The following is a 13,534-nucleotide window of genomic DNA, read 5'->3' as shown; positions in this document are numbered from 1 at the left end:
TCCCCCGATGACGGGTACAACGCTGGTGCCCACAATGGCCGCATGCTCGACGTGCGTGCCCTCCAAGCCCAGGACCTCCAAGGCCTGAGCCACGATGCCGCAGTGCAGTTGGCCACGGCGCTGCTGGCACAACTGGCCGCCAAGGACGATCAGCTGGCACGGCGCGACAGCGAGATCAAGTTCAAGGACGCCAAGATCGAGCGCATCACCTTCGAGCTGGCGCGCCTGAAGGCGTGGAAGTTCGGTGCGAAGACCGAGGCGATGAACGCCGAGCAGCGCCAGATGTTCGAGGACACGCTGGCCGAGGACGAAGCGGACCTGCAAGCCCAACTGCAGACGCTGCAGGGCGACACCGCACCGGCCCCGCCACCGCTGCCCAAGCGCCAGCCCCGGCGCGAGAAGCTGCCCGAGCACCTGCGCCGCGTCGAGCACCGCCACGAGCCCGAGAACACCCACTGCCCCACGCCCGCGTGCGGCCAGCCGATGGTGCGCATCGGCGAGGACGTGAGCGAGCGGCTGGACATCGTCCCCGCCGAGTTCTTCGTGCATCGGCACATCCGCGGCAAGTGGGTCTGCAAGTGCTGCCAGCAACTCGTGCAAGAGCCGGTGGAGCCGCAGATCATCGACAAGGGCATGCCCAGCGCTGGCCTCATCGCGCACACGCTGGTGGCGCGCTTCGTGGACCACCTGCCGTACTACCGGCAAGAGGCCGTCAACGCGCGCTCGGGCGTGCACACCCCGCGCTCCACGCTGGCGTCCTGGTCGGGTGCGGGCGGTGCCAGCCTGATGCCTTTGTACGAGGCGCACCGCGCCTTCATCCTGAGTGCGCCTGTGCTGCACGCCGACGAGACGCCGGTCAGGATGCTGGTGCCCGGCGCGGGCAAGACCGCCAAGGCCTACGTGTGGGCCTATGCGCGCGGCGAGCACGACGCCCTGGCCGGCGTCGTCTACGACTTCTGCGCAGGACGTGGCGCCAAGTACCCGATGCAGTTCCTCACCGGCTGGCGCGGCACGCTCACCTGTGACGACTACGGCGGCTACGCTGCCGTCTTCAAACGAGAAGGCTGTATCGAGGCGGGCTGCCTGGCGCACGCGCGGCGCAAGTTCGACGAACTGGCCAAGGCCCATGCCAGTCCCGTGGCAGCGCAGGCGGTGGGGCGCATCGCCAGGCTCTACCAGATCGAGGCCCAGACGCGCGGGATGCTCGCGCGGGCCAGGCTGGCGCATCGCCTGCTGCACGCCCGGCCCGTGTGGGACGAGCTGCATGCGTGGATGCGGCACGAGCGCACCCGGGTGCCCGACGGCAGCGGCATCGCCGGCGCACTGGACTACAGCCTCAAACGCTGGAGTGCGCTCGGGCGCTTCCTCCTCGACGGTGCTGTCAGCGTGGACAACAACCACATCGAGAACCTGATGCGGCCCTGGGCGATGGGGCGCAAGGCATGGCTCTTTGCGGGCAGCGAGATGGCCGGTCAGCGCGCGGCCGTGGTCATGAGCCTGGTGCAGTCGGCCAAGCTGCACGGCCATGATCCGTGGGTCTACCTCAAGGACGTGCTCGAGCGGCTGCAGGGCCATCCGAACCACCGCATCGACGAGTTGCTGCCTCACCGGTGGTCGGCACCAAAGCCGCAGGCAACAGCACCGGCATGAAGCACATCGAAGCGCTGATCGATGACGGCGGCGAGATCACGGTCGGGGACCTCCATGGGGTGGGCTGCGCGGCGACTGCTGCCGACGGCCACAACTGCCTGGCGATGCTCGCGCGCCGCGACGGCGAGACGCTGAACGCCTTGCTCCGGCGGCTGGACCGCGCGCTCGGCCGCTACTACGACGACGGCACCGTGGTCGATGAAGTCAACGGCGGCTGAAGAACGGCGCTGTCAAGACGGCGTGCCTGGACGCTAACGAAAAGGGGGCAAATTTGGAGGAAAAGCCTCCGCATCACGCTCAGCTGCCGACCGCTAGACGTCTGCAAAGGAGTCTGCCGGCACTCGCAAGCGCAACGCAGGGGACAAAATGGCTTGAGGCGATCCCATCGGATGGCGCATTTAACCCTGGTAGCTCGACAACCATGCGGTCGAGGCGCTACACCTGATACCGACGCTTTGGTCTGGCGTTCTGGCCAGTCCCTGCCAGGTCGGGCTGTCGCAGCTAGACCAGATTGGCGGACTGTTCGGCTCACTTGACCAGCAGACTGAGCATGCTCTCGACGCGGACGTTTTCTCCGTCTTGCCCGTCGCCAGGATGCCTTTGAGCACGTGGTTAAGCCGCTGCCCAATAGGCGGTGGCATCGCCGATCTCAAGATCGAGCCAGCCTAAGACCAGACCGCCGCGCAGGGCCTACCTTGCGTTGGGTGGGGATTTGGTTGAACGGCTTGTCGTCGGCCGGCATGGCACCGTTGAACTGGCCATCCCGCTTGACACCACCGCGAAGCGCCACGCCCGGCAGGTCGCCCGTGAGCATCTAGCTCCATCGGTGCAGGGTCAATCATGCTCTCGGGTTGCCGTGCCGCTCGCGGCGAGAGGCCAAGCCGTGGCCGTCGCAGTCGTCATCCAGTACGTGAATTGCGTTGTCGGTGTCGCGCACCAGCAGGTAGCCAGGCATAGCTTCTCGGGAGTCGTTGGTGTTTGGTCTGGTCGTCTCGGCACGACTACATGGCATTGACGCACGGTCCGATTGCCCACGGGTCCTTCACACATCACCTTGGCTCTGCGCGGCGTCATGTCGACAGCGCTCGATCTCTGCCCGTCCCATCGGCGTGATGTGCAGGATCATCGCAACCTCAGCGCCATCGTCCGGATGATGTGTGAAGACGACTTCTACAAGCTCTGCCGCTTCCAGCACACGCAGACAATCCATTTCATACCGGCCCCTCACTACCAGAGGAAACTTGGCGTGCTCGAGGGCCTTTAGAAGGTCTGTGGGCATACGGACTTGTTCAATTTGTAAGACTAATCCTACATTCGTGACCGGCCTTTTGCAACAGGAACGGCCCGAAGGACCTGCCGCAGCGGGAGCGCCGGGCCACATCGTGGCGCCAGGGTGCGATCCCTGCCTGCCCAGGGGGCAGGATCCGCACGCGGCCGCCGCATCCACTGCACCGCCATGTGGATGCTGCGCCCTGACGAATTCCACTGCCAAAATCTGTCGCAGCCGAACCAACCCGGGCAGCAGCGCGATGTCAAGAGCCGCAAGACCCCCCAGCAACTGGACACCCCGACGTATCGGCCCAGCACGGCCTGATCGCCAGCATGAGCCGCAATGGCAACTTTTGGGACAACGCCTCGGCCCATCGTCCTCGACTTCGCGGACCCCAGCGAATTCGAAAGCGGCGTGGTCCAGTGCGCTGCTGTTTTGCTGCACTACGCAAACCCTCGCCCAGCTCGATGAGCATTTGGCGCAAAAAAAGCTTTGCCTCAGCACAGTGTGCTGCACTTGCCTTGCCATCCCAAAGCCAGCGATTTTATTCAGCTGCCGATTGGTCGCGGTAATGCTGTTTTCGCTTGATCAGAGTGACTGCCACCGTCACTGCGCACATCAACGCATTCCCAAGGTTTAGGCACAAACCGAGGACGTCTGACTGGAACATCCACATGTAGAGCCCGGTCGAAGCGTTGGCGATCATCCAACCGGTCCATGTGTAGAGGTTGACAGCCCTGCAACCCTGAGTGTCTGTCCAGCAAGTAACGATCTGTGGAATGTAGAGAAACACGCGCACAGCGTTGAAGATGATGAACAGTGAAGCGACCAGTACGCCGGCCAGGACCCATGCGAACGGCTCGCCCGCCAATGCCCAGTCTCTGATAGTTTCCGAGGCGACGTTCACCGCGTCTCACCGTCAGCGCGCCGAATCGCATTAAAAAAGTGGACGACCGCCTCCTCGAAGCCGGCCGGGTTCTCATTCGGCGAGCCGTGGCCGGCCAACGAGATGGTTGCTCGCACCGCATCGCGCATCACGTCACCCAGTTCGGTCATCACTTGACGATGCAGCGCGCTTGTTTGGTCTCCTTGCACCAGCAAGGTCGGCACCGCCAGACTTGCCACCGCAGACCTAGCCACGTTTGGAAAAGGGTCGCGCGACTGGGTCAGCGCCTTCATGGCGTGTGCATTGCGCATCACCGCCGTGATGCGCTCTTCAGGCCATGTCTGGAACATCGGCCGCCCCCACATCCCGTCCGCCAGCAACTGCATGGCACGGCGCTGCATCCCTCGACGGAACGCTTGCGCCGCGGCCTGCCACACGTCCTGCATGAACGCACCAAACAGTTGCTCGCCGCCTGCGCTGGTGCGTGCCCAACGATGCAGCGGCGGTTCGGCCAGCACCAAGCTGGCGACCTTGTCCGGCGCACGCAAGGCGACCGCCAGCGCCACCAACGCGCCATAGGAGGTGCCGAGCAAGTGCGCCCGGCCCGCATGGAGTCTGGCCTGCAGCGCGAGCAGGTCGGCGATGTCCTCGTTCAAGCAGTCGGCGAAGCGCAGGCAGGGCGCGTTGCCGTTTCGGTTCGGGTGGCTTCGGCGGCGGCTGTAGCTGACGACCCGATAGTGTGGCGACAGCGCTCGAACATGATGCGTCCAAGACGACAGATCGCCCATGCCGCCATGCAGCAGGATGACGGTGGCGCCACTGCCTTCGTCCGTGTAGTGCAGCTCGATGCCGTCGATGCGCAGCACCCGCACCAGCGCCGAAGGGCCGGAGCCGTCGGAGACGTCGCCGCGTACGTGCATCTCATTCGATCTTCAATCCGGCGTCGCGGATCAACTCGGACCACTTCCTGTGTTCGTCCTGAACCAAGGTGCGGAAGTCCTGCGGCGTCGAAGTCATCGTCCGAAAACCCAGATTGGCCATCGACGCCGTCATCTCCGGCTCCGTGAGGATGGTGCTCACCTCGCGACTGAGGCGCTGCACGACAAAGGCCGGCGTGCCGCGCGGCGCAACCAGCCCGATCCATGCCTCGCCCTGGAGGTCAAATCCGGCTTCCCTTGCGGTCGGGCTCTCGGGTAGTGAGGGCTCACGGTGGCGGCCAGTGACCGCCAAGGCCTTCAATCTGCCGGCCCGGACGTGATTCGTGACGATCGTCGGCGCATCGACCAGCAGGGCGATTTCGCCAGAGACGACTGCGTTCACTGCATCGCTGCCCGACTTGTGCGGCACCATCGTCACGTCGATTCCCGTCGCGCGGTTCAGCAACAGCGCGACGATGTGCGGCGGCGAACCGGACTGCGGGATTGCGACGAAGTACCTGCCCGGCTGCGCCTTCGCCAAGGTGACGAACTCGCCCAGCGAGCTTGCCGGAAACGACGGGTGCGCGACCAAGGCCATCGCCCCCGAGACGAGCAGTGCGACGGGCTCCAGATCGCGCAGCGGGTCGTAGGCCAGCTTGGCGAACAGATAGGCGTTAAACACGGCCTGCGACATCGTCGCGAGCGCCAGCGTATGGCCGTCTGCGGCGCTGTGCACCAGCGCTGTCATCGCTACGCTGCCCGCAGCGCCGGGCCGGTTCTCCACGACGACGGGTTGGCCGAGCGCTGCCGACAACCGCTGTGCGATGGGCCGGATCATCATATCGGGCACACTGCCAGGCGCGCCACCGACCAGCAGGGTGATGGGCCGGCTCGGGTAGGCCTGGGGCCGCGCATCGCGGCCGATGGCCCCCAGGGCGCCAAGTGAAAGCGCGCGTAGCACATTGCGTCGAATCATGACAGTCTCCTTTCGGGCTGGATGGCAAGGACCAGCGTACGTAGGCTAGTGGCAGCGTTGGCCATCCGAAAGGCGGCTGCCGGAATTTCACCCGTGCCGCTGCGGAACCGGTCGTGGGCGCCACGCCAGGAGGATGCGATGGACAAGCTTCGCGCGATGACCTTCTTCTGCCGTGCGGTCGAGGCCAGGAGCTTCGCGGCCGCTGCGCAGGCGCTGGAGGTTGTGCCCTCGGCCTTGAGCAAGGTGATCTCTGCGCTGGAGAAAGAGCTTGGGTTCTCGCTGCTGAACCGCTCGACCCGGGGCCTGTCGCTGACCGCGGACGGTTCGGTGTACTACGACCAGTGCCGGCAGATCCTATCGGACATCGACGTCGCTGAAAGCACCGGTCGCCGTGGAGGCGTGCAGGCGCGCGGCACGCTGCGGATCGGCCTGCATCCGGGGTTGCGCTACGCAATGATGACGACGCTGAAGCCCTTCCTCGACAGGCAGTCCGATCTGAAGGTCGAAACCGTGATCACCAATGCCGCTGCCGCGGTGGTCGACGATGGCCTGGACCTGGTCCTGCACATTGGAGCGCTGGCCGATTCCAGCTTGATCGCACGCCCGCTTGGCTCGACGCGGCCCATCGTCTGCGCGGCGCCAGCGTACCTGGCCGCACGCGCCGAGCCGCGTCACCCGAGCGAGCTGACGCAGCACTGCGCGGTGGTCTATGCGCGCCGCGACGAAGCCCCGAACACACGATGGAGCTTCTCGAAGGCATGCGAAACTTGCGACGTCGATGTGCCGGTCCGTGTGGTGTCACGCGACGGCGTTGGACTGGTGGACGCGGCGTTGAGCGGGTGCGGCCTGGCGCGGCCGTTCGAAGTCGCCGCCCGCCATCTGGTGGCGACCGGGCAGCTGCGGGTGCTGCTGAACGACTGGGCCGGCGAGCCGCAGACGATCGCCGCGGTCCTGGCTCCGCATGGGCGCAATGCGCCTCCCAAAGTGAATCTCTACATCGAGTATGTTGCAGCCGTTCTATCCGGGGGGCTTCCACCCCGACGTGCCTGATGACAACTGCGGCTCCCGCTTGCTACTTGCTGCCCTGAAATCAGCACCATCCAATTGTCCTCACCGCGCCTTAATGGTTGCTACGCAGTCTAAGGAATGCTGACGCGCAGGCAACCGATCTCGCACGCGCCCCGTACCAATCTCAATTGACGGCGGCGCAAGCAAGCTGGATTTACGCCTGCTCCGCCCAGCCGCTAGGACTTGCTGCCCCCCGACTGCTGATCTGAGTTCCCGCCTTGGCCCATCCTTGGCGGCTTCTGACCCTGCTGACCGGCCTGCTTGTTGCCGATGTCATGCTGCTGCTGGTCCTGGGGTTTCTGGCCTTGGCCCTGCTGCCCGGGTTGGTTCGGTGGCGCTGGTTCGGCTGTGCCGAATTGTCTTGATTGGTCCCGCCGGTGGACCGGTTGGATCGGTTCGCCATTTCCGTCTCCTTTGAGTTGCGAGCAAGTTGCTCGACCCAAAAAATACACTCGACGGAAAACCGTTGGGTGACCGAGTGCCGCGCTGATGTAGGACTAGGGCCAAGACGTAAGGGCCAGGGCAGGAACTGCATGCCTCAGCCGCCGGAGGCGGCGACGAAATCGCCGGAACTGCGCCCCTTGGCCTTCTCGGACGATCCCGGCCCCATGCATCGCTCCACTTCTTGCGGCGTTGTGGCGGCTTACCAAGTTGCCTCGTTTGCATCGAGAGTTGTCCCCGTTGCGCGCGCCGGCGGCGTCCGTCGCGCTAGCACTCGCGCTCATCAGGCGTCTCTCGGGCGGCCGCTCTGATCACCAAGCTGTTCACCCTGTACGTGCCTGCGCTCGAAAGCCACTGCTCGAGCTTGGCCACGACAGCCTTCTTGTCCTGCACCTGCCGTCCGCTCGGGGCCGGGCTCTCTGTGGTGCTGCAGAACCTTTTCCGTGATCGCTTGGAAAGCGCTGTCGCCGGGTGCTCGCCTGGAGGCTCAACGTCAAGCCAAAAAGGCAAGCTCACTGGCGGACGAGTGGCTTTACCTCCTCCTTCGCCTGGCGCCGCATTACGAAGCGTCGCCCGTGCAGCCGCTACACCTTCAGCGACCCGAACCCTGCCGTGACGCCGGCAACGACTCTGCTTCCAGGCATGCTCATGCCGAGTTGGCCGAATTGCGCTTTGGCTTCGCAGCCAGGAGATCTATCCGGCACTTGCTGATGAATTGGGCGAAGAGGCTCGGAACATGGACCGCAGGCGCAGCGCAGAAGTAATAGGCACCGTGCACGGTGATCGCGCGAACAGACGTTGCCGGCGTTCACCCTTGCACCGACGCACATGCGTGCCCGCTGCGGCCGAAGCGATTTTTTGTTGGGGGGTCTTTTGGGGGGTCTCGAAAAAAATGGTCCTGGAACCCGCATGAAACCTAACGATGCTACGGACGCCTGCTCCGCCAAAATCACATTTCTGAGCTTTTCTCCAAGCCTCAGAAAGTCTCAAGAAAGCCCTGTAGAACTTGTTCTGCAGGGCTTTTCTTGTTCCTGGGGGCCAGACACGGTTCTGGTCAGGTCGGCAGCCCTCTGGTCTGCTGTTGTTTGTGGTCATCGGCGCCGCGCCTCATGGGCACGGTTTTGACGGGCACGTAAGGTGCGGTCGCCGAGCTGTTGACCACTGTCCTGGGCGCGGCCATACCAGGTGCTGGCGGAGGCCTAGAAACCTGGTGATTCGAACGCTGGTCACTCATTCACGTCCTCCTGGTGTAGTGGATTCTGGAAGAGTGCAAGTCTCAGGCCATGCCGAAATCACATTGAGCCGACAAGAGAAATCAGCCGGTCACGATTCAGCTGGAAGGAATGTCGACACTACAGGACCTGTAGATGACAGCCACGTCCTACAGCGCAACAGCGGGCAGCCCGACGTGCTCACGGCCGGTCGCAGCGCAGCATCTGACCAGTTGATCCGTGTCGAGCCGCAGGGCCACGGCGAACTCCGCTCCCCAGAGCGGCCACGGTACCGCGCCGCGTACTGAATCCGAATCGACATCCCCGGAGTTTGCGATGAAAGCATCTGATCTGTTCGTCGCTGCATTGGAGAACGAGGGAGTCGAGCGCATCTTCGCCGTTCCCGGCGAAGAAAATCTCGACCTCGTCGAGTCGCTGCGGCACTCCCGCATCGAGCTCGTTCTCACGCGGCACGAGCAATCGGCCGCCTTCATGGCGGCCACCTATGGGCGGCTGACTGGGAAGCCCGGCGTTTGCCTGGCCACACTCGGGCCAGGCGCGCTGAACCTGGTCACCGGCGCCGCTTATGCCCACCTGGGCGCCATGCCGATGGTGCTGATCACCGGCCAGAAGGCGATCATGTCGGCGCAGCAGGCACGCTTCCAGATCGTCGACATCGTCGCGACCATGAAGCCACTGACCAAGGCGTCGCGGCAAATCGTGAGCGCGGCGAGCATTCCCACCATGGTGCGCGATGCCTTCCGCATGGCGGCCGAGGAGCGGCCCGGCCCGGTGCATCTCGAACTGCCCGAGGACGTCGCGGCCGAACAGGTACCCGACAAGACCGTGGTGATCCCCGTGCACCCCATCGAGCTGCCGGTCGCGCACGAAGCAGCCATTGCCCGGGCCGCCGAGTTGGTCAAGAACGCCAAACGGCCGCTCATCATGTGCGGCGCGGCCACCAACCGGCCGCGCCTGGCGAGCCAGCTGTCCGAGTTCGTGCGCCGGGTCGGCATTCCGTTCTTCAACACACAGATGGGCAAGGGCACGGTCGCCGGCGGCGGGCTCGCCGAAGGCCCGAACGGGTTGTGGATGGGTACAGCCGCGCTGACCGCGCGCGACTATGTGCACGAGGCGATCGACCGCGCCGATCTCATCCTTGCGATCGGTCACGACACGATCGAAAAGCCACCCTTCATCATGGGACCGAACGGACCCTGGGTGATCCACATCGGCTACACGCCGGCCACTGTCGAGCAGGTGTACTTCCCGCATACCGAAGTGGTGGGTGACGTGGGTCGCAGTCTGGACTTGCTGGCTGACCGCCTGGTGGGGCAACTGCCGCGCGCGGCGGCCCTGCTGCCGCAGCGTGAGGGCATCCTGGCGCGCACCATGGCGCGCGGCACCGAGTCGCGCTTTCCGCTGACGCCGCAGCGCATCGTGCACGACGTACGCCAGGTCATGCCGGACGACGGCATCGTCGCGCTGGACAACGGCATGTACAAGATCTGGTTCGCGCGTTGCTATCCGACGCGCTCGACCAATGCGCTGTTGCTGGACAACGCTCTGGCCACGATGGGCGCCGGGCTGCCTTCAGCCATGATGGCCGCGCTGCTGTATCCGCAGCGCCGGGTGCTTGCCGTGTGCGGCGACGGCGGCTTCATGATGAACTCGCAGGAGCTCGAGACCGCTGTGCGGCTCAAGCTCAACCTGGTGGTGTTGATCATCCAGGACAACGCCTACGGCATGATCCGCTGGAAGCAGTCGGTCGATCAATTCGCCGACTGGGGCATGACGTTCGGCAACCCTGACTTCGTCAAATATGCCGATGCGTACGGCGCCAAGGGGCGCCGCGTCGAGACGGCCGACGGCTTGCCGCAAGCGCTGAACGACGCATTCGCCGAGGGCGGGGTGCAGCTCGTCGCGGTCCCGATCGACTATTCGGAGAACACCCGGGTGCTGGTCGATGAACTGCGCGACCGGGTCGCGGCCACCTCCACATCCTCAAAGGCGTCCCATGAAAATTAAAGCCGCAGTCCTTCGGCAGATGGGTCTTGCCGCGCCATACGCGACATCGCGGCCGCTCTCGATCGAGACCGTCGATCTGGCGCCGCCCGGCCCGGACGAGGTGCTGATCAAGATCGTCGCCGCGGGCCTGTGCCATTCGGACCTGTCGGTGATCAACGGCGACCGGCCGCGGCCGATGCCGATGGCCTTGGGCCACGAGGCCGCCGGCATCGTCGAAGAATTGGGCGAAGGCGTCAGTGATCTGCAGGTCGGTGACCATGTCGTGGTGGTCTTCGTGCCCAGTTGCGGCCATTGCGCCCCCTGCGCGGAAGGCCGTCCGGCGTTGTGCGGGCCCGGTGCCACCGCCAACGGCGCCGGCACGCTGCTGTCGGGCGCGCGGCGCATCTCGCATGTCGGCCAGTCGATCCACCACCACCTGGGCTGCTCGGTGTTTGCCGAGTACGCGACGGTCTCGCGCCACTCGCTGGTACGGATCGACCGCACCATTGCACTCGACGAAGCCGCGTTGTTCGGCTGCGCCGTGCTGACCGGCGTGGGCGCCGTGGTCAACACGGCGAAGGTGCAGGCTGGCGCTTCGGTGGCCGTGGTCGGCCTGGGCGGTGTTGGCCTGGCCGCGCTGATCGGCGCACACGCCGCAGGCGCGCGGCAGATCGTCGCCATCGATCTGGCGGACGACAAGCTCAAGCTGGCGCGCGAGTTGGGCGCCACCCACACCGTCAACGCCGGCCAGGCCGATGCGCTGGAGCAGATCCGCGAGCTGAGCGCGGGCGGTGTCGAGTTCGCCTTCGAATTCGCCGGCTCCATCCGCGCGCTCGACCTCGCCTACGGCATCACACGCCGTGGGGGCACCACCGTCACCGCCGGCCTGCCGCCCTCGACGGCGACCTGGCCACTGGCCGCCGTAAGCCTGGTGGCCGAGGAACGCACGCTGAAGGGCAGCTACATCGGCACCTGCGTGCCCTCGCGCGACGTGCCGCGCTACTTGGCGCTGTACCAACAGGGGCGGCTGCCGGTCGACAAGCTCTTGACCGGCCGCATCGCGCTCGAAGACATCAACCACGGCTTCGACATGCTGCACGATGGGCGGGCGATCCGGCAGGTGGTCGTGTTCGACTGACCGACGTGCACAGCCGCGACAAGATCGTCAGCGCCAGCGAGGCCATCGCGCTGATCCGCGATGGCGACAGCGTGAGCTGCTCGGGTTTCGTCGGCATCGGCACGCCGGAGGAGCTGATCGTGGCGCTGGAGCAGCGCTTCGTGGCCACGCAGGAGCCGCGCGACCTGACCTTGGTCTTCGCGGCGGCACCTGGGGACGGCAAAGCGCGCGGCATCAACCGCTTGGCGCACGCGGGGCTCGTCAAGCGCGCGATCGGTGGCCATTGGGCCTTGGTGCCGCAGTTGGCCAAACTCGCGGTCGACAATCTGATCGAGGCGTACAACCTGCCGCTCGGCACCATCTCGCACCTGTACCGCGACGCCGCAGCACACCGCGCCGGCACCTTGAGCAAGGTGGGCCTGGGCACGTTTGTCGACCCGCGCCTGGGCGGCGGCCGCATCAACCTGCGCACGCAGGAAGAGCTGGTGCGGGTGATGGAGATCGACGGCGAGGAATGGCTGTTCTACAAGGTGTTCCCGATCAACGTGGCGCTGATCCGGGGTACGACGGCGGACCCGTCCGGCAACATCACCATGGAGCACGAAGCCTTGCTGCTCGATGCCCAGGCGGCCGCGATGGCTGCACACAACGCCAACGGGCTGGTGATTGCGCAGGTCGAGCGCATCGCGGCCACCGGCACGCTGGACGCACGCCGCGTGGTTGTGCCGGGTGTGCTGGTCGATTGCGTGGTGGTGGCGACGCCGGAGCTGCACCACCAGACCTACGGCACCGCCTACAACGCCGCCTATGCCGGCGCGATGCGCGTGCCGGTCAACAAGATCGCCATCGCGCCGCTGGACGAACGCAAGCTGATCGCGCGCCGCTGCGCCTTCGAGCTGCCGCTGGGAGGCGTCATCAATTTGGGCATTGGCATGCCCGAGGTGCTGGGGGCCGTGGCGGCGGAGGAGCGCGTGCTGGAACACCTCACGCTGACCACCGAGCCTGGCGTCATCGGCGGCATGCCCATCGGCGGGTTGGACTTCGGCGCTGCGGTCAACACCCAGGCGCTGCTGCACCAGAACCAGCAGTTCGATTTCTACGACGGCGGCGGGCTCGACCTGGCCTGCCTGGGCATGGCGCAGACCGATCGCGCCGGCAACGTCAACGTCAGCCGGTTCGGCCCGCGCCTGGCGGGCTCGGGCGGCTTCATCAACATCAGCCAGAACGCGCGGCGCGTGGTCTTCGCCGGTACCTTCACCGCTGGCGGCCTCGAGGTGCGCATCGAGGACGGCAGGCTGCACATCGCGCGGGAAGGCCACACGCCGAAGTTCGTCGAGGCCGTGGAGCAGATCACCTTCAGCGGCCCGCAAGCGGTGCTGAAGCAGCAGTCGGTGCACTACGTCACCGAACGCTGCGTCTTCGCCCTGCAGGCGGGCGGCCTGCAGCTGACCGAGGTGGCGCCGGGCATCGACATCGAACGTGACATCCTGGCGCACATGTCGTTTCGGCCCTTGATCGGCGACGTGAAGTGCATGGATGCGCGCCTCTACGGCGTCGGCCCGATGGGGCTCGCGGCCGAGTTGCTCGATCTGCAGCTCACCGAGCGCTTGAGCTACGACGCGGCCCGCAACATCCTGTTCGTCAACTTCCAAGGCCATGCGATCCATGACGTGGAGGATGTCGACTGCGTGCGTCGGGTGTTCGCGGCACGTTGCCAGCAAGCCGGACGCAAGGTGGCGCTGGTTGCCAACTACGACGGTTTCCACATCGACGAGACGATCAGCGCCAGCTATTTCGCCATGGTCGAGGAGTTGCACGCTCAGTACTACAGCACCGCGATGCGCTACACCACCAGTGCGTTCATGCGCATGAAGCTCGGCGCCTCGCTATCGTTGCGCAAGGGGGCCGCGCACCTCTTTGAAACACAATCTGAAGCGGTCGAGTTCTTGCGCAAAGACGTGCACAGCCCACGACGGTGATGCCCTTCATGG

At 65.5% G+C, this 13,534-nt stretch carries 11 protein-coding genes; 7 read left to right on the top strand and 4 right to left on the bottom strand.

Features of this window, described 5'->3' with window-relative positions:
* The first annotated feature begins 42 nt into the window (after nt 1-42).
* Both tnpC and AC099J_RS22725 read left to right on the top strand, forming a co-directional pair.
* Nucleotides 43-1,650, top strand: coding sequence for an IS66 family transposase (tnpC, locus tag AC099J_RS22730; RefSeq protein ID WP_479617568.1), 1,608 nt, complete (start codon nt 43-45; stop codon nt 1,648-1,650).
* The gene (locus AC099J_RS22725) at nt 1,647-1,868 is read left to right on the top strand and encodes a hypothetical protein (protein ID WP_479617567.1); all 222 of its coding nucleotides are present in this window, start codon (nt 1,647-1,649) and stop codon (nt 1,866-1,868) included. The genes tnpC and AC099J_RS22725 overlap by 4 nt, the downstream gene beginning before the upstream one ends.
* Before the next feature lie 824 nt (nt 1,869-2,692).
* Here the strand turns inward: AC099J_RS22725 and AC099J_RS22720 are convergent.
* From AC099J_RS22720 to AC099J_RS22705, 4 genes are all read right to left on the bottom strand, one after another.
* Nucleotides 2,693-2,929, bottom strand: a complete 237-nt coding sequence (locus AC099J_RS22720) for a hypothetical protein (protein ID WP_479617566.1) — start codon at nt 2,927-2,929, stop codon at nt 2,693-2,695.
* Nucleotides 2,930-3,464: 535 nt separating this feature from the next.
* Nucleotides 3,465-3,827, bottom strand: coding sequence for a hypothetical protein (locus tag AC099J_RS22715; RefSeq protein WP_479617565.1), 363 nt, complete (start codon nt 3,825-3,827; stop codon nt 3,465-3,467).
* Nucleotides 3,824-4,726: an alpha/beta fold hydrolase gene (locus AC099J_RS22710; RefSeq protein WP_479617564.1), complete on the bottom strand. Its 903-nt coding sequence runs from the start codon at nt 4,724-4,726 to the stop codon at nt 3,824-3,826. Before AC099J_RS22710 ends, AC099J_RS22715 begins: the two co-directional genes overlap by 4 nt.
* A 1-nt stretch (nt 4,727) precedes the next feature.
* The gene (locus AC099J_RS22705; protein ID WP_479617563.1) at nt 4,728-5,699 is read right to left on the bottom strand and encodes a Bug family tripartite tricarboxylate transporter substrate binding protein; all 972 of its coding nucleotides are present in this window, start codon (nt 5,697-5,699) and stop codon (nt 4,728-4,730) included.
* Between the two features lie 138 nt (nt 5,700-5,837).
* On the opposite strand from AC099J_RS22705, the gene AC099J_RS22700 reads away from it, so the two are divergent.
* The 5 genes from AC099J_RS22700 to AC099J_RS22680 all read left to right on the top strand — a co-directional run bounded on the left by AC099J_RS22700 (nt 5,838) and on the right by AC099J_RS22680 (nt 13,522).
* Complete coding sequence (locus AC099J_RS22700) at nt 5,838-6,749, top strand: substrate binding domain-containing protein (RefSeq protein ID WP_479617562.1); 912 nt, start codon at nt 5,838-5,840, stop codon at nt 6,747-6,749.
* 236 nt (nt 6,750-6,985) lie between these two features.
* Complete coding sequence (locus tag AC099J_RS22695) at nt 6,986-7,132, top strand: hypothetical protein (RefSeq protein WP_479617561.1); 147 nt, start codon at nt 6,986-6,988, stop codon at nt 7,130-7,132.
* Between the two features lie 1,623 nt (nt 7,133-8,755).
* Nucleotides 8,756-10,447: an acetolactate synthase large subunit gene (locus AC099J_RS22690; protein WP_479617560.1), complete on the top strand. Its 1,692-nt coding sequence runs from the start codon at nt 8,756-8,758 to the stop codon at nt 10,445-10,447.
* Complete coding sequence (locus tag AC099J_RS22685; protein ID WP_479617559.1) at nt 10,437-11,564, top strand: zinc-dependent alcohol dehydrogenase family protein; 1,128 nt, start codon at nt 10,437-10,439, stop codon at nt 11,562-11,564. The genes AC099J_RS22690 and AC099J_RS22685 overlap by 11 nt, the downstream gene beginning before the upstream one ends.
* Nucleotides 11,565-11,569: 5 nt before the next feature.
* A complete protein-coding gene (locus AC099J_RS22680) occupies nt 11,570-13,522 on the top strand; it encodes an acyl CoA:acetate/3-ketoacid CoA transferase (RefSeq protein WP_479617558.1) in 1,953 nt (650 codons plus the stop codon).
* Nucleotides 13,523-13,534: the final 12 nt, after the last annotated feature.

Source organism: Rhodoferax sp. RT4P68, assembly GCF_056521305.1.
This window is presented reverse-complemented; position numbering and strand designations above follow the sequence as displayed.